We start from the raw sequence: 24,359 nt of genomic DNA on the forward strand, positions 1-24,359 counted from the left end.
GATGGCCATGAACGAGAGCCAAACGCGCCACATGCTCCACCAGCGCGAACTGGGCCGGTCTGGTCTGCAGGTCTCGGCACTGGGCCTGGGCTGCATGGGGTTGAGCCACGGTTATGGCCCAGCCACGGACCGCAGTGAGGCCATCGCACTCATTCGTGCAGCGGTGGAGCGGGGGGTGACCTTCTTTGACACCGCTGAGGTCTATGGCCCATTCCTTAACGAGGACCTGCTCGGCGAGGCCTTGGCCCCCGTGCGCGACGAGGTCGTCATCGCGACCAAGTTCGGTTTCACCTTTGGCGACGACGGCAAGCAGCAAATCCTCAACAGCCGGCCGCAGCACATCCGCGAGGCGGTCGAGGGCTCGCTCCAACGCCTGCGCACCGATGTGATTGATCTGCTGTACCAGCACCGAGTGGACCCCGAGGTGCCCATTGAGGATGTGGCGGGCACCGTGAAGGACCTGATCGCAGAGGGCAAGGTGCTGCATTTCGGCCTGTCCGAGGCGGGGGCGCAGACCATCCGGCGGGCCCATGCCGTGCAGCCTGTGGCCGCATTGCAAAGCGAATACTCCCTGTGGTGGCGCGAACCTGAAGAGGCCATCCTGCCGACCCTGGAGGAGTTGGGCATCGGCTTTGTGCCGTTCAGCCCTTTGGGCAAGGGCTTTCTCACGGGAGCCATCGACCACAGCACGCACTTCGGCCAGGACGACTTCCGCAGCGTGGTTCCGCGCTTCAGCGCCCAGGCTCGGCAGGCAAACCAAGCGCTGGTAGATGCCTTGGGCACCATCGCAAAGACCAAGGGGGCGACGCCCGCCCAGGTGGCCCTGGCGTGGTTGCTGGCGCAAAAGCCGTGGATCGTTCCGATTCCTGGCACCACCAAGCTGCACCGCCTGGACGAAAACCTGGGTGCGGTTGATATGGCATTGAGCACTGCAGAGCGGGCCTCGATTGACCAAGTGTTGAACCAGGTGCCCATCCAGGGGGACCGCTACCCCGCTGCGCTGCAGGCGCGCGTGGGGCGCTGAGGCGCTTTGGTTCATCCCACACAAGCCATCCCGCGCGACCTTGGAACAAGGTCGTCGCACACGGTCGTCGCACGCGGCCATCCCACCCCCAACAAGGAACTTCACAATGAAACCATTCACGGTCGCTGCGCTCGCACTTTCGATGCTGGACGTTGCTGGTGCAGCAGAGTCCGAATTGCTCATCTCCCGCGCCGCATCGCGTCAGGTGCAGGTGGCGTCGGCGCAGAACTTCACCGGCAGCGTCAAAGTCGAGATGCTTCTCACGCCCACCGATGCCTCGCATCGCACGTCCGCTGGCAGCGTGACCTTTGCGCCGGGCGCACGCACCGCGTGGCACACCCATCCACTGGGGCAGACGCTGATCGTTACCTCGGGGGTGGGGCGGGTGCAGCGCCAGGATGGCCCGGTGCAGGAAATCCGAGTGGGTGATGTGGTGCACATTCCCGCGCACACGCGCCACTGGCATGGCGCAGCACCGGACAGCGCCATGGCGCACGTCGCCATTCAGGAGGCACTGGATGGCAAGACCGCAGACTGGTTTGAACAGGTCAGCGAAGCGGTCTATCAAGCTCCGCCCGCAGTGGCCGCGGCACCCCAAGCCGGTGCCGCTCAGCCATCGCGTGCCCAGCAACTGCTGGGGGACATAGCGCCCAAACTGGCCCAGTTGACCGATGACGTGCTCTTTGGAGACGTCTGGGCCCGGCCAGGCCTTTCGCCGCGAGACCGGAGCCTGGTCACCGTCAGCGCGCTCATTGCGATGAATCGCCCCGACCAGCTTCGCTCGCACATGGCCTTGGCGCGTCGCAACGGGGTGACCGAAGCTGAACTGGTCGAAGCCGTGACGCAGTTGGCGTTTTATGCCGGATGGCCCAACGCGGTGACAGCGGTGGGCGTGGCGCGGGACGCTTTCAAAAGCGATCCCCAATGATGGGAATGCGTTGTGCCTGCACGAAACCAATCTCCAGACCTGGCGTCACGATGCCCCGCGTTGGCAGCGGCTTTGATCAGGGTCTCAGCCCCAAGCTGCGATAGCGATGTGCTTTGGCTGCGGGCCAGGCGGCATACCGATAGAGCGATTGGCCCATTGAAACGTGAACTAGCAGAGGAATGAGCATGAACGAAACGAGTCAGCCTGGACGGCGCGGTTTTTTGTGGACAACTGGCTGTTTGGCCGCATTGCCGATAGCGGCGGGGACCAGTCAACCGGTGGCCGCCCACCCCTCCAACCCGATCTCAGCAGCAACGCCTGGACGGCGAAAGCTGGGCACACTCGATGTGTCCAGCATCGGCCTGGGCGTTCAGAACATGAGCCGTACGTACCAAACGACCCTCCCCAGCCGCCCGGAGATGCACAGGATCATCCAGGCGGCGTTCGAGCAGGGCGTTACCTTTTTTGATGCCGCAGAGGCCTATGGGCCGCACGAGGTGGAGCGCATCCTGGGCGAGGGCGTCCGGGCGTTTCGGGACAAGATCACCATCGCCACCAAGTTTGGCTGGAATATCGACTTACAGACCGGCCAGAGAATGCCAGGGCTCAATAGCCGACCAGAGCACATCAAGCGTGTCGTTGAGGGCATGCTGCAACGGTTGCGCACAGACCGCATTGATCTTCTCTACCAGCACCGTGTTGACCCCCAGGTGCCGATTGAGGAGGTGGCTGGGGCTGTGAAGGATCTGATGGCCCAGGGCAAAGTCCTGCACTGGGGGCTTTGCGAGATGGGGCAGGGCACGCTACGCCGCGCCCACGCAGAGCAGGCCGTGACGGCAGTCCAAAATGAATACTCGCTGCTTTGGCGCGGGCCAGAGCAATGGCTTCTTCCTCTGTGTGAGGAGCTTGGTATCGGCTTTGTGCCTTGGAGTCCGCTGGGTGTGGGTTTTCTCACAGGGGCCATCGATTCACAAACGCGATTCAGTGATGGCGATATTCGGAGGATCGAAAGCCGTTTCGCTCCTGAACACCTGCCTGGCAACCTGACGCTGGTAGACCTGGTCAAAGCCTGGGCGGCTCGAAAGAATGCCACACCCGCCCAGATTGCACTGGCTTGGCTGGGTGCTCGCAAGCCCTGGGTGGTGCCCATACCAGGCACCACCCAGATGGCGCACATGGTGGAAAACGTCGCCGCGGCCCAGGTGCAGTTCTCTGCAGCCGAACTCGCGCAGTTCGATGCCGCAGCATCTTCGATTGAAATTCGTGGCGCACGGTTGCCAGATGCGGTATTGGCTTTTTCTGATGTTGAGGCGCCGCCAAGGCGTTAGCGCGCCAGATGGTACGCGTGGAGACTACGTTGGCGGTTTCTTGGTGCGTGACGCACTTCGCTGCGCTGATTTGCACAGCCGCTGGGGTGCGTGTCCGCAAAGCCCACCGCATGCTGTTCTGCATCGCGGGGGCATGGACGGCACTCTAGAGAAATTATGTCTAGTTAGCGACTTGCCTCAGACGCTTTTTCTTCCCCACCCGTTCGGGCTGAGCCTGTCGAAGCCTTGCACGCACGCGGCAAGCCCTGGCTTCGACGGGCTCAGCCCGAACGGATGCAGGGGTATCTGAGGCAAGTAGCTAATCAGGAAAATATGCTGCTATCGCCTATGGATAAAGCGCTAGATGCTACGGAAGTAATAGCGTTTTGGCTGCGCGCCATACCACCTGTGCTATCCACCCCAGAGCCTCTGCACCGCCTGGGTATACGCTGGTATGCCCACCACGATGTTGAGCGGAAATGTCACCCCCAGTGAGAGGCTGACATACAGCGAAGGGTCGGCCTCCGGGATCGCATAGCGCACCACGGCAGGCACGGCGATGTACGACGCACTGGCCGCCAACACCATCAGCAGCACCGCATCGCCCGCCGGCACCGCGGCCAGCCATGCCAGTCCCAGGGCCAAGGTAGCGTGGGTGATGGGCGCCAGCACCGCGTAGGCCAGCAGCCAGGGCGACTGCTTGCGCACCGCAGGCAAGTTGCGTGCGGTAGACAGTCCCATGTCCAGCAAGAATAGGCACAGCATGCCCTTGAACAAATCGCCCGAAAACGGTTGCATGGCCGCCTTGCCCGCATCGCCCGTCACCAGGCCAATCACCATGGCACCGAGCAGCAGCAGTTGCGTGCCGTCGGTGAACGACTCGTGCAGGATCTTGCCGACAGACAGGTTGTGGGGCCCCTTGTTGCCCAGATGAGCGCCACCGCTGCCCATGCCCGCAACGCCCAGGGTGGCCGCGCCGCTGGCGGTCATGTCCACCACTTGCGTGGTGGCCACTGCCTGCTGTTGCCGCAGCGCATTGGCCAGCAGCACCGCCAGGATGATGGCGGGTGATTCCATCAACGCCATCGCGGCGGCCATGTAGCCGCCGTAGGCGATGTGTTGTGCCTCCAGGTACTGCGTGGCGGTCACAAAAGTCACCGCGCTCACCGATCCATATGTCGCCGCCACGGCTGCGGCGTTAAAGCCCGACAACACGCGCCGCAGCAGTGCATAGCCCACCAGGGGCACAACCACCGCGAGCAGCACGGCCAGCCCCAGGCTGCTGGCCACGCTGGGTGTAAAGCCCGATGCCGCCAGCGCAAAGCCGCCTTTCAAACCCAGTGCCATGAGCAGGTAAATCGACAGAAATTTGGAAATGGCTGCGGGCATTTCCAGGTTGGATCGCACCAGGCCCGCAAACACCCCCAGGGCAAAGAACAAGATCGCGGGGTCCAGCAGGCTTTGCATTTTTCTTCTCCGAAACGATGGCAGAAACCCGATGCTAGGGATGTCGCGATGCAAAGTAAAATCGATTTAAATGCAGTTATGTATAGATAAAAATCTATGAACATCACTTTTCGCCAACTGCGACTTTTCCTGGCACTGGCTGAGACCGGCAGCGTCAGTGCTGCCGCCAAGGTCATGCATGTCACGCAGCCCACGGCGTCCATGCAGCTGCGCGAGGTGACGCAGGCCGTGGGCCTGCCCTTGTACGAGGTGGTGTCGCGCCGCGTGCACCTCACAGAGGCGGGGCAAGCCCTGGCGCGTACGGCGCGCGCCATTGCGGGCGAGTGGGATGCGTTTGAGCAGCGCGTTTCAGGCGCCAAGGGGCTAACCAGTGGGCGCCTGAAGGTGGCCGTGGTCAGCACCGCCAAGTACTTTGTGCCGCGCTTGCTGGGCAGCTTTTGCAAGCTGCATCCGCACATCGACATCTCGCTCGAAGTGCTCAACCGCGACCATGTCATCACCCGCCTGCGTGCCAACCAGGACGACCTCTACGTGATGTCGATGCCGCCCAGCGACTTGCCACTGGAAGACCATATCCTCATGCCCAACCCGCTGGTCCTCATCGCCCCCGCAGGCCATCGGCTGGCCGCCAAAAAGCGCGTCCACATTGATCAATTGCAGGCCGAGCGCTTCATCTTGCGGGAGAAAGGCTCGGGCACGCGCATGGCCACCGATGCGCACTTGCGCCAGCTTGGCTTTGCGCCCAGCGCCGTGCTGGAGCTGGGCAGCAACGAAGCCATCAAAGAATCGGTGGAGGGCCAACTGGGCGTTTCCATCGTCTCGCGCCACGCCCTCGGGGCCCATCACGAGGGCCTGGCGGTGCTCAATGTGCAGGGCTTTCCCATCCAGTCGCAATGGCATCTGGTCTGGCCCAAGGGCAAGCAGTTGTCGCCGATTGCACAGGTGTTCAAGGGCCACTTGATGGAGGAGGCGGCGGGGTGGATGGAGGGCCGCTGAATGTGTGGGCCTGAGCTGGGGGCTGTCTCCGGTCGTGCGCTGCTTCGACTCCATTTGGATCGCAGTTGCTGCGTTCGCCATCTGCACTTACGCGGGTGTCCAGATCACAGAAATATATGAATGATTTTGGCTGCTGGCGCTTATTCTTTAAGCGCTAGCAGCTATTCTTTTGATAGTAATTTAGGCACATCAGCCACCGTGGCCAGGATGCCCCCGAGCCCGAAGTCAAAACGTGTGCAGCACCCCGGCCGTGATGCCCGTGGCGCGGTCGGGGTTGGCCGCCCCTTGGTAGCCCGCACGCCACTGGGTGCGGTCCAGTTCGGCATACAGCTTGGTGCGGCGCGACAGCTTGTACTCGGCAAACACCATGGCCCGGGTGTAGCCGTCGGCTTGCAGGCCGGTGCGCTGGCGGTTCATTCGGTACACAGCGGCGGTGAGGTCCACTGCATCGGTCACCGACCAGGTGGCGCCAGCGGAATGCACACGCTGCACCGTGCGGGCGGTGGCAGAGGTGTCGCCCTGGTGGCGTGCGGTGTTGACGGCCAGGCGCACGCTGCCCCACTGGTACGCCGCGCCCAGCGTGCTGGCCTGCAGCGGCAGCTCGCTGGCCGTTTTAAAACGCTGGTGCGCCCCGGAGACGACCCAGCCTGCTGCGGTGTAGGAGAGGCCTGCACCGACGGAGGACTGGGCCGAAGCGCGGCCGGTGTTTTCGCCAAAGCTGTACATCGCCCGGGCGGTGAGTGGGCCGAAGCGGCCGGTGTACTTGATTGCGTTGTCCAGTCGGTAGGAGCCGCTGGAGGAGCCTGCCGCACCGTACTCCACGCCCAGGCCATGGCTGCTCAAGGCAGCCGTGGCGATGTTGGGGTTGAACGAGGCGAAGCGCATGCCCACCGGGTCCACCGGGCTGATGGCGTCGGCCAGCAGGTTGGTTTGGCGCCCAGCGGTGACTTGCCCCCAGCCGCCGCCCAGCCCCACGGTGGACGCGCGGTCGAAGAACTTGTTGGCATTGGCGGGGCTGCCGGTGTCCAGGTTCAGCCCGGTCTCCAAATTGAAGAGCGCATGCAGGCCGCCTCCCAGGTCTTCTCGGCCGCGCAGGCCAAAGCGGCTGGTGTTGTTGACACCGCTGGCCACGCTGCTGACCGATGCGCTGCTGGGCGTGTTGGCTGCCGTCATGCCCGTGCTGTGGCGCACGCCGACATCGGCAATGCCGTAGAGGGTGAGGCTGCTCTGGGCGAGCGCGACAACAGGTGTGGCGAGTGCGGGTGTGGCCAGGGCGGCGGCCAGGGCCAGGTGCTTGGGGGTCATAGGTCTCATTGTTTTTGAATGTGGCTGCGGTCTGGGCGCAGCGCCGCACCAGGCTTTGCTGGTGCGCTGTGGCTGATCGGTTGGGCAATGGGGGGCGCCCACAGCGCGCCGGGTGATGCAGGTGCGCAGGACGTTGGCGCTGGGGATTGGGGGCAGGGCGCTTGGCGTAGGGCGCTAGGCACAATGGGGCCGCGCCCCAAGGTCAGCGGGCTGCCGCTGGCTCCATGCCGGTGCTGCGCACGATGGCGGCTGCTGCGGGGGCGGCCAGGAAGCGGATCAGGTGCCGGGCCGCCTCGGGGTTTTGCGCGCCCACGGCCACCCCGGCCGAGAAGAACACCCGCTGCTGGACTTCATCGGGCAAGGCACCCACGTAGTCCAGCTCCTTGAACGGCAGCAACTCGCTGACCTGCTGGAATCCGATCTCTGCATCGCCGCGCGCCACCACGGTGCCCACGCGCTCGCTGTAAATCTTGGTGGCCTTGTCCTTGATCTGCTCGGCCACGCCCAGGCGCTGGAACAGCTCGGTCGAGAGGTAGATGCCGCTGGCGCTGGCCGAGTAGGCGATGGACTTGGCGTTCAGCAGGGTTTGCTTGAGGGCTTCCACCGTGCTGATGTCGGGCTTGGGCGTGCCCTTGCGCACACTCATGCCAATCATCGACCGGGCCAGGTCCACACGGCTGCCGGGCTGCACCTTGCCCTGGGTAATGAGCGCTTCCAGCCCCGAGTCGGCCAGGATGACGATGTCGAACGCCTCGCCCCGGGCAAAGCGGCTGGGGATGGAATCGGGGGCGGTGCCCATGGAGGCGCCCCGCGCCGTGACCACCTTGTGGCCGGTGGCCTGCTCGTACAGCGGAATGAGCTGGTCGTAAGCGGCTGAGAAGCCGCCCGAGGTGATGACGCGGATCTCTGCTGCTTGCGCGCTGGACGGTGTGGCCGCGCCCAGGGCCAGGCCCAGGCTCAAAGCAGCGCCCAGCAGGGCTCCGATGACCCGACGGCGGGGCTGGGTGTGGGCGGTGGTGGTTGGAAGGGTTTGCATGGTTTGTCTCCGGGTCGTTGTTGTTGTCTGCGGGTTGGAATGGGCGGCGGGTAGCCGCCGCTGGGGAATCAGTCGGCGGTGATCTTGCGCTCGCGGATGATGCGGCTCCACTTGGTGTTCTCTGCCGCGATGAATTGGCCCAGCTCTTCGCGGGTGCCTGGGGCGGCCGTCTGGCCGTGCTTGAGCAGGTTCTCGCGCACCTCGGGGCTGTTGAGCACTTTCACCAGCTCGGTATTCCAGCGGTCCAGCAAAGGCTTGGGCGTCTTGGCGGAGGCCACGAACGCGTACCAGTTGGTGGCGTTGAAGCCTGGGAAGGTCTCTGCCACGGTGGGCACGTTGGGCAGGTAGGCTGGGCGGGTCAGGCCTGTGGTGGCCAGCGGGATGAGCTTGCCCGATTCAATGTGGGGCAAAGCCGTGGGGGGCGCCGCGTAGAACGATGCCAGACGGCCACCCAGCACGTCCTGCAGTGCGGGGGCGCCGCCCTTGTAGGGCACATGCACGGTATCGATCTTGGCCACGTCATTGAGCAGCTCGCCCGCCAGGTGGGCGGCGGAGCCGGGGCCGGTGGAGGCAAAGTCCAGCTTGCCGGGCTCGCGCCGGGCCTTGGCCACAAACTCGCCCAGGGTCTTGATGCCGGTGCTGGCGGGCACCACCAGCACGTTGGGGAAGGTCACGCCCATGGTGATGGGCGCCAGGTCCTTGAGCGGGTCGTAGCGAACGCTCATGAAATGGGGGGCAATGCTCAGGGGGCCGATGGAGCCAAACAGCAGCACCGTGCCATCTGCCGGGCCTGCTGCCACCTGGGCGTGGGCCAGGTTGCCCCCGGCGCCGGGCTTGTTGTCCACGATCACACTTTGGCCGATGTTTTCGCCCAGCTTCTTGGCGATCACGCGGGCAGCGATGTCTGCCGAGCCACCTGCCGCAAAGCCCACCACCAAGGTGATGGGCTTCTTGGGCGGGAAGTCTTGGGCTTGCGCGCCCGTGTGGGCCAGTGGGAGGCAGGCCGCAAGGGCGGCTGCCGCGATCAGGGGGCGTCGTTGCATGGTCAATTCCAGAAGGGGCCGAAACACGGTCGGCCGTGCGAAAGGCGCCAGTCTAGGTAGCGCGCAATAATCTGTGAATTGCAATTTATGAAGCGACTATTGCATGCAGCGCATTAAATTCGACCTGGGAGAACTGCAGGCCTTTGTGGTGACGGCAGAAAAAGAGAGCTTTCGGTTGGCGGCCGAGGCCCTGTGCCTGTCTGCCCCTGCCCTGAGCCGGCGTGTGGAGCGGCTGGAACTGGCCCTGGGGGTGCGTTTGCTGGAGCGCACCACCCGCAGTGTGGCGCTGACGGCCGTGGGGCAAGAGTTCTTGCTGGAAGCGCGTGCGGCCCTGGTGGGGCTGGACGAGGCGGTGCAGCGCGTGAGCGATCAGGTGCAACTGCGCCGGGGGCGCGTGGCGGTGGCTTGCATTCCCTCGGTGGCCACCCATGTATTGCCCCGCGTGCTGCGCGCCTTTGCGGTAGCCCAGCCCGAAGTGCAGGTGCATGTCATCGACGAAAGCGCCAGCCAGGTGCTGGACGCGGTGCTGCGGGGGGAGGCAGATTTTGGGCTGAGCTTTACTGGCAGCCAAGAGTCGGCGCTGCGCTTTGAAGCGCTGACCCGCGAACGCTATGTGCTCGCCATGCCACGCAACCACCGCTGGGCTGGGCGCGAAGATGTGGCCTGGTCAGAGCTGGCAGGGCAACGCCTGGTGTCGGTATCGCGTGACAGTGCCAACCGGCTGCTGCTAGACCAGGCCACCGCCGACTTGCCCGAGCAACCTGTGGCCTGGTACGAGTGCAACCATGTTGCCGGGGCCCTGGCGTTGGTGGAGGCGGGGTTGGGCCTGGCCGTGCTGCCGCAGCTGGCGTTGTCGTCCGATTCGCCACGGGTCTGCGGCGTGCCCATGACGGCACCTGACCTGTGGCGCACCTTGGGGCTGCTGCAGCGGCGCGACCGTGTGCTGGCCCCGGCGGCTGAAGCGCTGCGGCAGCGGCTGCTTCAACTGCGTGCGGTGGATTGAGGGATGGGCACAGGGCGCCATGGGGAGGCAGGCCTGGCGTGCATCGGTTGACCCTGCGTTAACGCATTCTTTACAAAATAGCCAGCGAATTTCCTGCCGAAATGCCTTTTGGTAGCCTCCGCGATACGCCGGTGTAACGGAGTGCAATGGCATGAGAATTTTGCGGCGCCTCGCATAGGCTACGCCCCTCTTTACACACAGAGGGCTTTCCGTGAATCTTCCAGAAACCAAAAATCCATCCAACATCTCTGGTCTCTTCATGTTCTCCAAAACCACCACTGCAGCGCTCTGCGCTGCCGCACTGTGCGTGCTGTCGGCATGCGGTGGTGGAGGCGGGGGCGGCGATACCAGCCCGACCACACCGGTCACGCCTGGCAATCCAGCCACCCCAGGGGACACCACCCCCGTGACCCCGACCCCAGTGGCGGATACCGGCTGTAGCGAAGACGGCCATGTGATGACGGTGGCCGGCAACACCGCCCAGATCGACGCCAACGTGTACCACACGGACGGCACCACGGTCATTGCCACCCAGCAGCGCAAGTTCGCAACGTCCAATGGCGCGAGCTTTCGCGGCAGGACGGGTCTCTTCCTGGTGAACCAGGTCAACACCACCACCTACAGCAATGTGGCCATCAACGGATCGTTTGGCGGCGCCGTCATGACGACGACCGAGAACAATTATTCGAGCGTGGTTGGCGATGTGCGGCAGACCTATGGATTGACCGTGTCGAATCTGTTCCAGGGCGCCACCACCACAGCCAGCAGCTATTTCACGCCGTATGCGTACACCGGCGGCCCGGTGAGCCCGGCTCTGAATACGCCTTATGTGGCCAGCTTCTCCACCACCACAGAAGTCGGCGGCGCCGCACAGCCTGCGCTGGCACAGACCAGCACTACCACCTACTCGGTCGAGTCGGTGACGGTGTTGGCTGGCACCTTCCCTGCGTGCAAGATCAAGGTCGAAGTCACGGGTGGTGCGACCACCGGCAACGTCAGCTACGCGTGGCTGGTGGCCTCGGGCCGATACAAGGGCTTGTTCTTGCGCTCGGCCAATGCCAACGGCGTGAAGACCTCAGAAGCCACGCGTCTGCTGCTGAACGGCCAGTAAGCCGATCAGCCCCCGGCATTGACCGGGCTTGCAGTGGCGCCTTGTGGTGGCTGCTGTGCCCTCAATCCAAAGCAAAAAGCCCCGCATGCACAGGCATGCGGGGCTTTTTTATGGGGGCTCTGGTCTGTCACATCATCCTGCCGTACTCAGGCGGCTTTGGCGGCCTCTGCCCTTTGCGCCCCAGGTCGGCCAATGAAGTAGGGCTCCAGCGGAATGTCGGTGCGTCCCGTTGCCATCAGCTCTGCCATGGTCTCGCCCACACCGGGGCTGATGGCAAAGCCCTCGCCATTGAAGCCAAACGCGTAATGCAGCCCCGGCACCTTGGCGCTGGGACCCATGATGGGCTGCCAGTCTGGGGTGTAGCCTTCAATGCCGCTCCACACACGGATCAGTTGCACATGCTCAAAAGCAGGCACAAAGCGGCGCAGTTCGCGCAGCTGGCGCAGGATGTTGTCAGGCTTGGAGTAGGCGCGAACGTGGTCTGCATAGGCCGGGCCTTTAAGGCCGCCCCCAAACACAATGTTGCCGCGCGATATCTGGCGGAAGTACAGCCCCTCGTGCTCGATGGGCGAGGACAGCCCGATGGACGGCCCGATGGCGTAGGGCAGGGGTTCTGTCACGCCCATCTGGGGGCCGCGCGGGTCCAGGGATACGCCTTCGCCAAACTGCTCGGCCATGCGGTTGGACCAGGCACCACAGGCCACCAGCATCTGCGGCGCACGGTAGCGGCGGCCGTCAGCCGTGTGGGCGGTGAACCCGTGGCCATCGTGCTCCACCTTCAGCACTTCGGCGTGCTCCACGATGTTCGCGCCTGCGCGGCGCGCAGCGCGGGCAAACGCAGGGCCCGCCAGGCGGGGGTTGGCGTGTCCATCTTCGGGTGAGTACGAGCCTGCCACCACCCCCGGTGCAAAAATGCCCCAGCGCTTGCGCAGTTGCTCGGCCGTCTGCATCTCCAGCCGCAGCCCGTAGGGCTTCACGTCGTGCGTGTGCTTTTCGATGATGGCGGCCTGCTTTTCGGTGTAGCACACGCGCAGGTGGCCGTAGGGCACAAACTCCGCGTCTTCGCCCAGCAGGTCCTTGATACGGCCCCACACCGCACGTGCGCGGTTGGCCAGGGGCAGCTGGTGCAGCTCGCGGCCCTGGCGGCGCACGTTGCCAAAGTTGGTTCCACTGGCCTGGCGGCCCACCAGCTCGCGCTCCAGCAGCGTGACGGACTTGCCATGCTGGCGCAGAAAGAACGCGGTGGTGGTGCCCATGAGGCCACCGCCCAGCACCAGCACGTCGCTTTCCTGTGTGGTGGATGGGGTCGTGTGAGGGTGTGCACTGCTCATGGCTGCACCTCGCGGGTGTTCATCATCAGGGGTTTGACGGGGGCTTGCGAGCGCAAGCGGCCCACTTGCTCCACAGGAATGTGGCAGGTGTGCGCGATGACCTCGGCGGCTGCATGGCCGCAAAAGCGCCCCTGGCAGCGGCCCATGCCCACGCGGCTGAAGGCCTTGGCGCGGTTGACTTCCTGGCTGTCCAGCTCGGTCGCGCAGCGGCGCAGCTCGCCCGCCGTCACGGCTTCGCAGCGGCAGACGATGGCGTCATCGGGCAACGCGGCGGCTTGCGCATGCGGCCAGGGAAAGGCATGCACCAGCCCTTGGCGGAAACGGTCCATGGTGGCCAGCGTGCCGCGCAGGCCAGGGGCCTGGTCGCGGTAGGCCGCTTGTCCTGTCGCGTGGCCTGCGTCACTCAGGGCGGCCAGTGCAGCCAGGCGGCCCGCCGCCTCGGCCCCATCGGCGCCCAGGATGCGCGTGCCGTCGCCCGCCAGGTAGACGCCCCTGGTGGTGCTGCGGCCATCTTCGTCGATGCGGGGCAGCCACTGGCGGCTCAGGGGCTCGAACGCAAATTCGCACTGGGCCAGATCGGCCAGTTGGGTTTCGGACCGCAGGTGCCAGCCCAGGCCCACAGCGTCGCATTCAAAGCGCTGCATGGCACCCTGCGCGGTGCGCACCGCCACGGCCCGTACGCCCAGGGCATCGTCACCGTCAATCTGCACCGGAGTGATCCCTTGCAGCACCGGCACGCCTGCAGCCCGCAGCCCGCGTATCAGCCCCAGACCACGCAAAGCCAGCGTGGGGCGGGCGAGCAGACCGGTGATGGCCTTCCAGGGTTTGCTTGCGGGCGCGGTGTCCAGCACGGCGACCACTTTGGCCCCGGCTTGCACGTACTGCGATGCCACCAGGTAAAGCAACGGCCCACTGCCCATGAAAACCACTTGCGAGCCAATGGCACAGGCCTGAGCCTTGAGGGCGATTTGCGAGGCGCCCAGGCTGTAGCAGCCCGCGCGGTGCCAGCCGGGCACAGGCATGAGCCGGTCGGTGGCGCCAGCGCACAGGATGAGTGCGTCATACGCCAGCGTAGCGGGCTCACCCTGGCTCACCACATGCAGCTCGCCTGCCGTGTGGTTCCAGGCCAGGGTGTCAGGCCGGTAATCGATGTGGGGGCGCAGGGCTTCAAAGCTGCTGTGCAGGGCCTGGGCTTTGGCCGCTTCGGTGCCGTAGAGCTTGCTGTAGGGGCGCTTGAACCCTTCAGGCTGGCGGCGGTAAATCTGGCCACCGTCGCGGCGGCTTTCGTCTACCACCGTGGGGCGCAGGCCTGCCTCGACCACCGCTTGCGCGGCGCGTACGCCGGCGGGGCCGGTGCCTACGATGACGATGCGGGGGGCTGTCATGCGGTGCCCTCGCTTGCCGATGTTGCCCGCACGGGCAGGGGTTGCCCATGGCGTTGCAGCGATTCGGCCAGGTCTTGCGTCACCGGCCAGTGCTGGGCCGGGGGCTGTGTCAGTACCGCCATGTTGGCGGCCACGGGGGTGGAGCAGGCTCGCAACCGTTCGCCCTGCGGTGTCCACACCCAGCAGTCCTGGCACGCACCCATCAGGCAAAAGCCCGCACGGGGGCCATCGCCAAATTCGCTGTCGCGGGCGCGGCGGCCGTTGCACATCAGGGCCACCAGCAAGGTGTCGCCCTCCAGTGCAGTGCAGGGCTTTGCATCGATGGTGAGAGGGACGGCGGGCCGGTTGGCCTCGGCCAGCCGCACAAAGCGCGGCGGTGGGGTGTATTCCATTTCTAAATCATCCGTGTCGTTGTTGCTTCGCCTTGCCGTGCTGCAGCACTGTCTGCGGCTTCGCGCCTAGACACAAATGATTTGGAAGTGGAATAGGCGGGTGCAGGCATGGGATATGGGCAAGTTAGCGCTGGTGCGGAAACAGGCGCTCGATAGGACAGTGCGTCTTGATGAAGGGTGACTTGATGACGATGTAGCTGAAGTACTTGGCAATGCCCAGGTTGCGCTCCAGCAGGTCTTCGATCACTTCCTGGTAGTGGTTGACGCCACGGGTCAGGAAGCGCAGCAGGTAGTCATACCCGCCGCTCACCAAGTGGCATTCCAGCACCTCGTCCACCTCGCGCAGCGCGGCCTCAAAGCGGGCAAAGTCTTCGCGGCGGTGGTCAGACAGGGTGACTTCGGTGAACACCGTGAGCGTGTCGCCCAGCTTTTCGAGCCGCAGGTGGGCACCGTAGCCTGCGATGTAGCCTGCCTGCTCCAGCCGCTTGACGCGGATGAGGCAGGGACTGGGCGACAGGCCTACTGCGTCGGCCAAATCCACATTGGTCATCCGGCCGTTCTTTTGCAACTGGCCCAGAATGCGCAGGTCCAGGCGGTCGATCTTGAAGGCTTCGTTCATCATGGTGTGCAGGGGCTTGAAGAAAAGAGTGCATCCATTCTGCGGCTGCGAAGGGGGCTGTAGCGATGTGGTTTACACGTGTTCTTTCGGTACGCTTCAGTCTTTCAAGGCGGCCCGCACATCGGGTGCGGCCAGCACATCGTCCAGGGTCTTCTTCAGGCGTTCAAACATCAGGCCGAAGTCCGACTCGGTGAACGTGAGCGCGGGCGCAAAGCCCAGGATGTTGTCGCCAAACGCACGGAACACGATGCCATTGCGGTAGGCCGTGGCGGCCATGCGGGTGGGCAGGTCCAGCGCGGCATCAAACCCCGTCTTGGTGGTTTTGCTGCTGACCAGCTCCAGTGCGCCCAGCAGGCCACGGTGGCGCGAATCGCCCACCAGCGGGTGGGCCAGCAAGTCGTCCAGCCCCTGGCCAAACGCGCGGGCCACGCGCTGGCCGTTGGCCAGAACGCCACCTTCCTCATACAGGCGCAGCACTTCCAGTGCCACGGCCGCGCTCACCGGGTGGGCCGAGTAGGTGGCGCCATGGCCAATGGGTGCACCCTTGGGTGCGCCATCGGCAATGGCTGCGTACACCTTGTCGCTCATCAGCGTTGCGCCCATGGGCACATAACCAGAGGTCAGGCCCTTGGCCACCGTCATCAGATCGGGTTCCACGCCTTCGGCATCGCAGGCAAACATGGGCCCCGTGCGGCCAAAGCCGGTGATGACCTCGTCCACCACAAACAAGATGTCGAGCGCACGCGCGGCCTCGCGCATGGCCTTGAGCCAGCCCTTGGGCGGCACGATGACGCCGCCTGAGCCCTGGATGGGCTCGCAAAAGAACGCGGCAACGTTCTCGGCACCCAACTCGGCCACCTTGGCCTTCAGGGCTGCGACGGACGCATCGATGATGGCTTGCCCATCGGCCGGATTGGCGGCGCGGTAAGGGTTGGGCGAGGGGATGTAGTGCTGCGTGGGCAAGGGCAGGTCAAACCCACGGTGGAACACTGGCAGCGCCGTGAGGCCTGCGCCGGTAGACGACGAGCCGTGGTAGCCGCGCTCCAGCGCGATGAAATGCTTCTTGCCCGGCTTGCCCAAGGCGTTGTAGTACTGCACGATGAAGCGCACGGCCGCATCCACCGATTCAGAGCCGCCCAGCGTGAGGTACACGTGCTGCAGCGACGCAGGCGAGATCTGCACCAGCTTGTCGGCCAGGCGAATGGCGGGCTCGCTGCTGAAGTGGAAATACCCTGTGGCATAGGGCAGCTTGCGCATCTGGTCGGCAGCGGCCTGCACTACGCTCTCTTGCCCGTAGCCCACGTTCACGCACCACAGGCCTGCGAATGCGTCCAGCAGTTGCTGGCCTTTGCCATCGGTCAGCCAAATGCCTTGTGCGGCGGTGAGGATGTTGGGGCCGCGCTCTTCGTGCGTGCGCCAGGGCGCTACCGGGTGGATCAGGTGGGCACGGTCCAGCGCGTCCAGCGCAGCGAGTTGGGGCAGGGCTTCAGAGTGGGTCATGGCATTGAAGGGTGGTGGGCAAGAGGCTTGCAAAGGTCTGAAATCAAGGGGCGCCGGGTGTTGCCAACGCGGCTTCATGAAGACAAAGGTTAGGCCGATTGCCCCTCAACTTGGTGCTGCAATGGGGGGCTTTGGCACAGCAGCCTGCGGTTGTTGCGGGCTCTACAGCAGATCGTTTGGTACGCCCAGGTGTGGTGCGCAGGCGCGTTGCATCGCCCCGAAATGCAGCAGCAGTGCACAAGGTTGAACGCCGATGGCTGCATGCCGTGGCCGCCTTCAGTAGCCGCGTGCGCGGTCCACCAGCCCTGTCATAGGCTGGCCTGCGTGAAAGCGGTGCAGGTTGTCGATCACCACCGCCGCTGCACTCAGGGGCTGGGTCATGCTCGCAATGTGGGGGGTGATTTGCACCTGGGGGTGGCGCCACAGCGGGTGCGCGGTGGGCAGGGGTTCGGGGTCGGTCACGTCCAGCACGGCTTCGCTGAGCTGCCCCGTGGCCAGGGCGGCCAGCAGGTCGGCGGTGACAAGCTGCGGTCCACGGCCCACATGCACCAGCGCAGCCCCTACAGGCAGACGGCTGAACAGGTCGGCGTTCAGAAAGCCGCGCGTGGCATCGGTCAGCGGCAGCAGGCACACCAGTACGTCGAGTTTTTCGAGAAACGCAGGCAATTCGTCGCTACCGGCGTAGCAGCAAATACCATCCATCTGGTGTTGTGACCGGCTCCAGCCTGCGCAGGCAAAGCCCAGGCCTTGCAGTGCCTGCAGCACGGCTTGCCCGAGCGAGCCCAGGCCCAGCACGCCGATGCGGCGCTGGCTGGCAGGGCGCACGGGCAGGGCCTTCCATTCGCCGCGCTGTTGTTGGCGGCGGTACTGGGGCATGTCGCGGTGCAGGTCCAGCACGGCGCGGGTCACGTACTCGACCATGCCTTGCACGATGCCGGGCTCCACCATGCGCACCACGGGCAGTGCGGGCGGCAGGGCGGCAAAGTTGAACTGATCGACGCCCGCACCCGAAGAGAACAACACCTGGAGGTTGGGAAAGCACTCCGAAATGTTCTCTGGCGGCTCCCACGCGGCCAGAAAGCGCACCTTGGCCGGATCGCCCATGTCGGGCCAGATGCGAAAGTCGATCTCGGGCGCCTGGGCACGGAAGACCTCGGCCCACTGCCGGCCTCGCACCGGGTCAGATTTGTAGACAAAGGTGGCGGCGGGCAGGGGGGCTTGGAGGCTCATGCGATGGTGTGCGGTAGCAAAGACGAAAAGGAGAAATCAGCCCACGGCCTGGGTGACGATGGCGAACAGCTTGGGTGCGTCTGTCGGGTGCTGCAAAGGCGTGCCACGCACCATGGTGGTGGGGGCGTCTACCCGCAGCAAGCCAATGCTTTCCAGCCATTCGGCCAAGCCCGAATCAAAGTCGATGTCAATGCGGGTGAAGTGACCCGCATTCATGCCCGCCAGGTGGGCAATGAGTGCCTTGGCGCTCTCGGCATCGGGGGCCACCACCGGGCCAATGGCGTGCCCTCGGCCAAAGCGGCGCAGCATGGCAAAGCCTTGTTGGGTGCCGTCATGGTCCAGCACCACGCAGGCATCGGCCTGGGCCAGCAGGTCTTCTATCAAGGCATGCCGGGGCATGCCACGCGCATCCGTGTCCAGTTGCTGCAAGGCGGCGGCTTCGTTCTGGCCTGCAGGGCGCAGGCGCCAGCCTGCGGGCAGGGCAATCAGCGGGGTGGGCTGCGCCACGCCCTGGTGTTGGCGCACTTCGCCCGTGCGCACAAAGCCCAGCCGTTCATACAAGCCCCGGCCTTCAGCCGTGGCGTGCAGCAGCACCGTGCAGTCGTCCAGGCCACCCAGCAGCGCGGTCATCAGCCGGTGGCCAATGCGGCGTCCCTGGCATGCAGGGGTGACGATCACGAGGCCAATGGTGGCGTGCGCGGGGCCCCAGCGCCAGCGCTGCGCGGTGGCCAGGATCTGGCCATCGCGCTCGGCGACCAGCCCCTCGGAGTGGGCAAACACCTGCTCCCAGTCGGTGGGGCGGTGGGGCCAGCGCAGCTCCGCTGACAGGGCATGGGCGCTGGGCAGATCGGCCTCGGTCATGGGGCGCAGCAGCACGCCGTCGTCGGCTGGAGCGGCGTTTTCCAGTGCCGAAAAAGGGGACTTCAAGTGCATGTACGGCAACCTCTTGTCAGTGAAATTGCTGCCTATCTTGGCCGACAACGCGCCAGCACACCAGCGCGAATAAGGGTTTGCCAGCAACTTGCAAGCTTCGTCTGTCCGGCCTGTGGCTTTTGCAATTCGCTGCGGCAGCAGGGTCGCTTACGGCGACAAATGCTGGGGCTTACTGCCTAGCATCAATGACGGATTCGGCCAGGGCTGAGGGGTGCGTTGCTGCAGCTCTTTTTGCCCCTGGCCTTGTGGTTGCTTTCCCTGCTATTTCGCTTTCTTTGCCTTCTCATTTTGGGTGCCCGTATGTCGTTATTTGATCCCCGCTCCATCGCTGTCAGTAGCGGCCACTTCATTGGTGGCCGCCTGGTGCAAGACACCCCACGCCTTGGTGTGCTGCGCCCCTCTGACGGGCAAATGCATGCCGATTTGCCACTGGCTGATGCCAGCACTGTGGATGCTGCGGTGCAAAACGCTTGGCAGGCCTGGCGCAGCAGCGACTGGGCGCGCCGAGCGCCGCGTGACCGTGCCCGCGTGTTGCGCCGCTGGGCTGATCTGATCGACGCCGATGTGGCCCTTTTGGCGCCGTTGGAGGCGGTGTGCTCTACCCGCCCGGTGCGTGACGCCACGGCTTGGGATGTGCCTTTTACGGCGGAGGGGTTGCGCTTTTTTGCCGAGTACGCCGACAAGCTGGGCGGCGACGTGGCTGCCACGCGGCACGACCACCTGGGGATGGTGGTGGCCGAGCCCTATGGCGTGGTGGGTGCCATCACGCCTTGGAATTTTCCGCTGGTGATGATGTCCTGGAAGGTGGGCGCCGCGCTGGCCGCAGGCAATGCGGTGGTGCTCAAGCCTTCAGAGATGACGCCATTTTCTGCTGTGCGTCTGGCTGAGTTGGCGGTGCAGGCCGGTGTGCCTGCAGGCTTGTTCAACGTGGTGCAGGGCGACGGGCGCACCACGGGCGATGCACTCACGCGCCACCCGCTCATTGCCAAAATGACGTTCACTGGCTCTACGCGCACAGGCGCGTCCATCATGGCCAGCTGCGCGCTGCAAGGCCCCAAGCCTGTGACGCTGGAGCTGGGTGGCAAGAGCCCGCAACTGGTGTTTGACGATGCCCCGGACCTGGACCGCCTGGCGGGGATCATTGCCGGGGCCATCACTGGCAATGCCGGGCAGGTGTGCGTGGCGGGCTCGCGCCTGATCGTGCAGCGCGGCATTGCAGAGGCCTTGGTGGATCGCATTGCGGCCAGGTTTGCCGCATTGCGCCCCGGGGCTACCTGGGATGCCGATGCCACGTTGCCCCCCATCATCTCTGCGCCCCAGGCAGCGCGCATCCTGGACATTGTGGAGCGCGCACGCGATGCAGGCGCGCAAGTGCGCTGCGGTGGTGGTCTGTTTGATGGTGGGCCGGGCGGTGCGTACTTCCAGCCCACATTGATGGAGGGCGTGACGGCCTCCAACCCTGCGGTGCAAGAGGAAATCTTTGGCCCGGTGCTCACGGTGCAGACCTTCGACACCGAAGAAGAGGGCCTAGCCCTGGCCGCGCATGAGCACTATGGCCTGGCCGCAGGCGTGCACACCGCAGACATCGGCCGGGCCCTTCGTGCCATGCGGGGCATCTCTGCGGGCACGGTTTGGATCAACCGCTACGGGCGCAGCGCCGACTTCGTCATCCCTACTGGCGGCTACCACCAGTCGGGCATTGGCAAGGACCTGGGGCGCCAGGCGGTCGAGGCCAATTTGCGCTTCAAAAGCGTGCTCATCGACTTTGCTGCAGCGCACTAATGGTGCGGGTCTGCACGCATGCAGTGCACACCGCACGGCATGCCGCAGCCCCCCACTCAAAGCGCAACTTTCTGGCGTGGACAGGGCCCATTTCCCAACATGTTCTGCGCCCTTGCATGCTCCAATGAAATTGTAATAACTCTGTCGCAAACGGTAATTAAGGGATGCGACCCGCTGCGGTCGGTGACCGTTCAAACTGGAATCGAGACCATGACTTTTCGCCCCAAGTACGTGACTTTTGACTGCTACGGAACGCTCACCCGCTTTCGCATGGGTGAGATGACACGTGAGTTGTTTGCAGACCGCATTCCTGCGCAGCACATGGAGCAGTTCATTGCCGACTTCACGGCCTATCGGTTTGACGAAGTGCTGGGCGACTGGCAGCCCTATGAGGTGGTGCTGAAGAACGCCGTGCGCCGCCTGTGCAAGAAGTGGAAGATCCAGTACTTCGACGCGGACGGCCAAAAGTACTACGACGCCGTGCCCACCTGGGACCCTCACGCAGATGTGCCTGCAGGCCTGGCCAAGGTGGCCAAGGAGATCCCGCTGGTGATTCTGTCCAACGCCGCTGACGACCAGATCCAGAAGAACGTGGCCATGCTGGGTGCCCCATTCCACCGGGTGTACACCGCACAGCAAGCCCAGGCCTACAAGCCGCGCCTCAAGGCCTTTGAGTACATGCTCGACTCGCTGGGTTGCAACCCGGAAGATGTGCTGCACGTGTCCTCCAGCCTGCGCTACGACCTCATGTCGGCCGACGACATCGGCATCAAGAACAAGGTGTTTGTGAACCGTGGCCACGGCCCTGGTAACCCGGCCTACGGATACACCGAGATCCAGGACATTGGCGGTCTGCCCGGTGTGGTGGGCCTCTGACGCCCGCAATGGCCCAGCCCCCTTCTTTGTATCGCTGACCTGCCCACACCATGAAGCTCGACTCGTACTGGAATGATGCCTTGCCCCTGTGGCCAGCAGGCGCTACGGGAGGCGCACGCAGCCTGCCTGACAAGGTCGATGTGGCCATTGTGGGCGGTGGCTTTACCGGCCTGTCTGCCGCACTGGCCCTGGCCCGCAAGGGCGCCCGTGTGGTGGTGCTGGAGGCTGGTCCCACCGTAGCGCCCGAGGCATCGGGCCGCAATGGCGGGCATGTCAACAATGGCCTGGCGGTGGACTACGCCGATGTCGCTGCCAAGGTGGGGGTGGAGAAGGCCCGCGCCTGGTACCACGCTTACGACGATGCGGTGAACACCGTGGCGCGCCTGGTGCAGCAGGAGTCCATCGATTGCGACTTTCTGCGCCACGGCAAGCTCAAGCTGGCCACGCGCCCCTACCAGATGGACGCACTGCAACGCAGTGTGGAACGCCTGGTGGCGGACGGTGTGGACACTGATGTGGAAGTGCTGAGCGCTGAACGTGTGCGCGCCGAGGTGCAAAGCGAGCGTTTTCACGGCGGCCTGCTGTACAAGCGCAGCGCGCAGATGCACATGGGCCGTTTTGCCCACGGGCTGGCCCAGGCGGCCGAGCGCCAAGGCGCCACCATTTGCACCAACACCTGTGTCAACCGACTGGAGCGCGTGCAAGGGCAGGTGCACCGCTTGCACACGGCGCAAGGCGTGGTCACGGCCCAGCAGGTGCTGCTGGCCACGGGTGCGTCGCGCCATGGCAGCTACGGCAGCTTTGGTTGGCTGCGCCGGCGCATCGTGCCCATTGGCAGTTTCATCGTGGTCACAGAGCCTTTGGGGGCGGAGCGTGCCCAGGCCTTGCTGCGCGAGCGCCGCACCTACACCACCATTGCCAACATCCACCATTACTTCCGCCTCACGGCAGACCACCGGCTGGTGTTTGGCGGGCGTGCGCGTTTTGCCATCTCCAGCCCGCAGTCAGACGCCGCCAGCGGCGAGATCCTGCGCGCAGGCTTGGCCGAGACCTTCCCGCAACTGGGCCCCGTGCGGCTCGATTATTGCTGGGGTGGTCTGGTGGACATGACCCAGGACCGCTTGCCGCAAGCGGGTGAGCGCGATGGCCTGTTTTATTCGATGGGCTACAGCGGCCATGGCACGCAGATGTCGGTGCACATGGGCGAGCGCATGGCCGAAGTGATGGCAGGCAATGTGGCGGCCAACCCCTGGCAGGGGCGCCACTGGCCCGCCATTCCGGGCCACTTTGGCCCCCCTTGGTTTTTGCCTGCTGTGGGCCTGTACTTCAGGCTCAAAGACCGTCTGGCGTGATGCCGCGTTTGCTGACAACCGTATTTGCCCCGCGTGATTTTTCAATAACCACAACCCTGACCCCCACCCCTTTTCAACCAGGAGAGCGACCATGAGCGATAGCCACAAACAGTTCGAGAACCTTGTCGGTCCCAGCGAGAGCATGCGAGTGATGGAATCGCTCAAACGCGGTGCGTCCCGCCGCGATGTGCTCACCATGCTCATGGCCTGCGGTATGCAGGCGGGCGCGGCGGGTGGCCTGGCAAGTTTGGCCACCTCGGCCCATGCGCAGACGCCCAAGCGCGGCGGGCGCATTCGCGTGGCCGGAGCCACGGCAGCCGCCACCGACACGCTGGACCCTGCCAAGCAGTCCAACCAGACCGATTACTCGCGCGGCAGCATGATCTACAACGGGTTGACTTCGCTGGACGGATCGCTCACTCCCCAGCCAGCGTTGGCTGAATCGTTCACCACGCAAGATGCCAAGACCTGGGTGTTCACCCTGCGCAAGGGCGTGGTTTTTCACGACGGCAAAGCCTTGTCACCGGCCGACGTGGTGTTCTCTATCCTGCGGCACAAAGACCCTGCCACGGCCTCCAAGGCCAAGGTGCTGGCCGACCAGATCGAGACGGTGCGTGCCAGCGGCCCCAATGATGTCACCATGGTGCTGTCCGCCCCCAATGCCGACCTGCCCGTGATCCTGGGTACCTTCCACTTTTGCATCGTCAAGGACGGCACCACCGACTTCAATGCAGGCATTGGCACGGGTCCTTACAAACTCAAGGAGTTCAAGCCCGGCGTGCGTTCATTGATGGTGCGCAATGAAGCCTACTGGAAGCCCGGCAAACCTTACCTGGACGAGATTGAGTTCGTCGGCATCGGGGATGAGACTGCCCGTGTGAATGCGCTGCTGTCTGGTGGCATGGACCTGGTCGCCTCAGTCAACCCCCGCTCGGTGGCCCGCGTCAAGAGCACGCCCGGCTACGCCATCTTCACTACGCAGTCGGGCCAGTACTCTGACCTCATCATGCGCAAGGACATGGGCCCCGGCATGAGCCCCGATTTCGCCCAGGCCATGAAGTACCTGTTCGACCGCGAACAGATGAAAAAGACCATTGCGCTGGATTACGCCGTGCTGGGCAATGACCAGCCCATCGACCCGACCAACCGCTTCCACTTCAAGGACCTGCCACAACGCAGCTTTGACCTGGACAAGGCCAAGTTCCACCTGCAAAAGTCCGGCGTCACGGGCAAGATTCCCATGGTGGTCTCGCCAGCGGCCATGTATTCGGTGGAGATCGCACTGCTGCTGCAGCAAGCAGGCCAGCGCATCGGGCTCGACATTGACGTCAAGCGCATGCCTGCCGACGGCTACTGGTCCAACCACTGGCTCAACAGCCCCGTGGGCTTTGGCAACGTCAACCCGCGCCCCAGCGCCGACACCATCCTCACGCAGTTCTTCAAGTCCGATGCGGCCTGGAACGAATCGCGCTGGAAGAGTGCACAGTTCGACCAGTTGCTGCTGGCATCGCGTGCCGAGACCGATTTGCCCAAGCGCAAGCAGATGTACGCCGACATGCAGACCATGATCCACAACGAGGCAGGCATCGGTATCCCGCTGTTCCTGGCCAGCATCGACGGGCATTCGACCAAGCTCAAGGGTTTGTCGCCCATTCCGCTGGGCGGCCTGATGGGCTACTCGTTCGCCGAGCACGTCTGGCTGGACGCCTGACGCGCGGGCCCCGGCACACTGCAATGGA

The 24,359-nt window shown here is 64.6% G+C and carries 21 protein-coding genes; 10 read left to right on the forward strand and 11 right to left on the reverse strand.

Annotation, left to right across the window (positions count from 1 at the left end):
- Positions 1-7 precede the first annotated feature (7 nt).
- The 3 genes from CLU86_RS05080 to CLU86_RS05090 all read left to right on the forward strand — a co-directional run bounded on the left by CLU86_RS05080 (position 8) and on the right by CLU86_RS05090 (position 3,280).
- A complete protein-coding gene (locus CLU86_RS05080; RefSeq protein WP_233194806.1) occupies positions 8-1,024 on the forward strand; it encodes an aldo/keto reductase in 1,017 nt (338 codons plus the stop codon).
- A 106-nt stretch (positions 1,025-1,130) separates the two neighbouring features.
- Complete coding sequence (locus CLU86_RS05085) at positions 1,131-1,952, forward strand: carboxymuconolactone decarboxylase family protein (RefSeq protein WP_099740866.1); 822 nt, start codon at positions 1,131-1,133, stop codon at positions 1,950-1,952.
- A 185-nt stretch (positions 1,953-2,137) separates the two neighbouring features.
- Complete coding sequence (locus tag CLU86_RS05090) at positions 2,138-3,280, forward strand: aldo/keto reductase (protein WP_199175092.1); 1,143 nt, start codon at positions 2,138-2,140, stop codon at positions 3,278-3,280.
- A gap of 390 nt (positions 3,281-3,670) precedes the next feature.
- On the opposite strand, the gene CLU86_RS05095 is transcribed toward CLU86_RS05090, so the two are convergent.
- The gene (locus tag CLU86_RS05095) at positions 3,671-4,726 is read right to left on the reverse strand and encodes a sodium-dependent bicarbonate transport family permease (protein ID WP_099740868.1); all 1,056 of its coding nucleotides are present in this window, start codon (positions 4,724-4,726) and stop codon (positions 3,671-3,673) included.
- 96 nt (positions 4,727-4,822) lie between these two features.
- Here CLU86_RS05095 and CLU86_RS05100 point away from each other — a divergent pair, with 96 nt between their 5' ends.
- The gene (locus CLU86_RS05100; RefSeq protein WP_099740869.1) at positions 4,823-5,722 is read left to right on the forward strand and encodes a LysR family transcriptional regulator; all 900 of its coding nucleotides are present in this window, start codon (positions 4,823-4,825) and stop codon (positions 5,720-5,722) included.
- 225 nt (positions 5,723-5,947) lie between these two features.
- Here the strand turns inward: CLU86_RS05100 and CLU86_RS05105 are convergent, their stop codons facing one another.
- The 3 genes from CLU86_RS05105 to CLU86_RS05115 all read right to left on the reverse strand — a co-directional run bounded on the left by CLU86_RS05105 (position 5,948) and on the right by CLU86_RS05115 (position 9,106).
- Positions 5,948-7,027 (reverse strand): porin, encoded by a 1,080-nt coding sequence (locus tag CLU86_RS05105; RefSeq protein WP_099740870.1) that lies wholly within the window; start codon positions 7,025-7,027, stop codon positions 5,948-5,950.
- A 202-nt stretch (positions 7,028-7,229) separates the two neighbouring features.
- Positions 7,230-8,063, reverse strand: a complete 834-nt coding sequence (locus CLU86_RS05110; protein ID WP_099740871.1) for a substrate-binding domain-containing protein — start codon at positions 8,061-8,063, stop codon at positions 7,230-7,232.
- A gap of 68 nt (positions 8,064-8,131) precedes the next feature.
- Positions 8,132-9,106, reverse strand: coding sequence for a tripartite tricarboxylate transporter substrate binding protein (locus tag CLU86_RS05115; RefSeq protein WP_099743306.1), 975 nt, complete (start codon positions 9,104-9,106; stop codon positions 8,132-8,134).
- A 103-nt stretch (positions 9,107-9,209) separates the two neighbouring features.
- Between CLU86_RS05115 and CLU86_RS05120 the strand changes: the two genes are divergently transcribed.
- Together CLU86_RS05120 and CLU86_RS05125 are read left to right on the forward strand one after the other, a co-directional pair.
- Positions 9,210-10,109 (forward strand): LysR family transcriptional regulator, encoded by a 900-nt coding sequence (locus CLU86_RS05120; RefSeq protein ID WP_099740872.1) that lies wholly within the window; start codon positions 9,210-9,212, stop codon positions 10,107-10,109.
- A 211-nt stretch (positions 10,110-10,320) separates the two neighbouring features.
- Positions 10,321-11,220, forward strand: coding sequence for a hypothetical protein (locus tag CLU86_RS05125; protein ID WP_233194807.1), 900 nt, complete (start codon positions 10,321-10,323; stop codon positions 11,218-11,220).
- A 146-nt stretch (positions 11,221-11,366) separates the two neighbouring features.
- Here CLU86_RS05125 and CLU86_RS05130 read toward each other — a convergent pair whose 3' ends face one another.
- The 7 genes from CLU86_RS05130 to CLU86_RS05160 form a co-directional block, all read right to left on the reverse strand.
- A complete protein-coding gene (locus CLU86_RS05130) occupies positions 11,367-12,551 on the reverse strand; it encodes an FAD-binding oxidoreductase (RefSeq protein WP_099740874.1) in 1,185 nt (394 codons plus the stop codon).
- Positions 12,548-13,936 (reverse strand): NAD(P)/FAD-dependent oxidoreductase, encoded by a 1,389-nt coding sequence (locus CLU86_RS05135; protein WP_099740875.1) that lies wholly within the window; start codon positions 13,934-13,936, stop codon positions 12,548-12,550. Before CLU86_RS05135 ends, CLU86_RS05130 begins: the two co-directional genes overlap by 4 nt.
- Complete coding sequence (locus CLU86_RS05140; protein ID WP_099740876.1) at positions 13,933-14,328, reverse strand: (2Fe-2S)-binding protein; 396 nt, start codon at positions 14,326-14,328, stop codon at positions 13,933-13,935. The genes CLU86_RS05135 and CLU86_RS05140 overlap by 4 nt, the downstream gene beginning before the upstream one ends.
- 124 nt (positions 14,329-14,452) lie before the next feature.
- Positions 14,453-14,947: an Lrp/AsnC family transcriptional regulator gene (locus CLU86_RS05145; RefSeq protein WP_099658574.1), complete on the reverse strand. Its 495-nt coding sequence runs from the start codon at positions 14,945-14,947 to the stop codon at positions 14,453-14,455.
- A 96-nt stretch (positions 14,948-15,043) separates the two neighbouring features.
- The gene (locus tag CLU86_RS05150; RefSeq protein WP_099655145.1) at positions 15,044-16,447 is read right to left on the reverse strand and encodes an aspartate aminotransferase family protein; all 1,404 of its coding nucleotides are present in this window, start codon (positions 16,445-16,447) and stop codon (positions 15,044-15,046) included.
- Between the two features lie 276 nt (positions 16,448-16,723).
- A complete protein-coding gene (locus CLU86_RS05155) occupies positions 16,724-17,677 on the reverse strand; it encodes a glyoxylate/hydroxypyruvate reductase A (RefSeq protein ID WP_099740877.1) in 954 nt (317 codons plus the stop codon).
- Positions 17,678-17,713: 36 nt separating this feature from the next.
- Positions 17,714-18,610, reverse strand: coding sequence for a GNAT family N-acetyltransferase (locus CLU86_RS05160; protein ID WP_099740878.1), 897 nt, complete (start codon positions 18,608-18,610; stop codon positions 17,714-17,716).
- Positions 18,611-18,910: 300 nt separating this feature from the next.
- Here CLU86_RS05160 and CLU86_RS05165 point away from each other — a divergent pair, with 300 nt between their 5' ends.
- From CLU86_RS05165 to CLU86_RS05180, 4 genes are all read left to right on the forward strand, one after another.
- The gene (locus CLU86_RS05165) at positions 18,911-20,392 is read left to right on the forward strand and encodes an aldehyde dehydrogenase (RefSeq protein ID WP_099740879.1); all 1,482 of its coding nucleotides are present in this window, start codon (positions 18,911-18,913) and stop codon (positions 20,390-20,392) included.
- Positions 20,393-20,602: 210 nt separating this feature from the next.
- Positions 20,603-21,268 carry a haloacid dehalogenase type II gene (locus CLU86_RS05170; protein ID WP_099655149.1) on the forward strand — a complete coding sequence of 222 codons (666 nt, stop codon included), beginning with the start codon at positions 20,603-20,605 and terminating at the stop codon, positions 21,266-21,268.
- Positions 21,269-21,318: 50 nt separating this feature from the next.
- The gene (locus CLU86_RS05175; RefSeq protein ID WP_099740880.1) at positions 21,319-22,620 is read left to right on the forward strand and encodes an FAD-binding oxidoreductase; all 1,302 of its coding nucleotides are present in this window, start codon (positions 21,319-21,321) and stop codon (positions 22,618-22,620) included.
- Between the two features lie 91 nt (positions 22,621-22,711).
- Positions 22,712-24,331: an ABC transporter substrate-binding protein gene (locus CLU86_RS05180; protein WP_099740881.1), complete on the forward strand. Its 1,620-nt coding sequence runs from the start codon at positions 22,712-22,714 to the stop codon at positions 24,329-24,331.
- Positions 24,332-24,359 lie beyond the last annotated feature (28 nt).

The sequence above is a fragment of the Acidovorax sp. 62 genome, assembly GCF_002754495.1.
Taxonomy (GTDB): Bacteria; Pseudomonadota; Gammaproteobacteria; order Burkholderiales; family Burkholderiaceae_C; genus Acidovorax.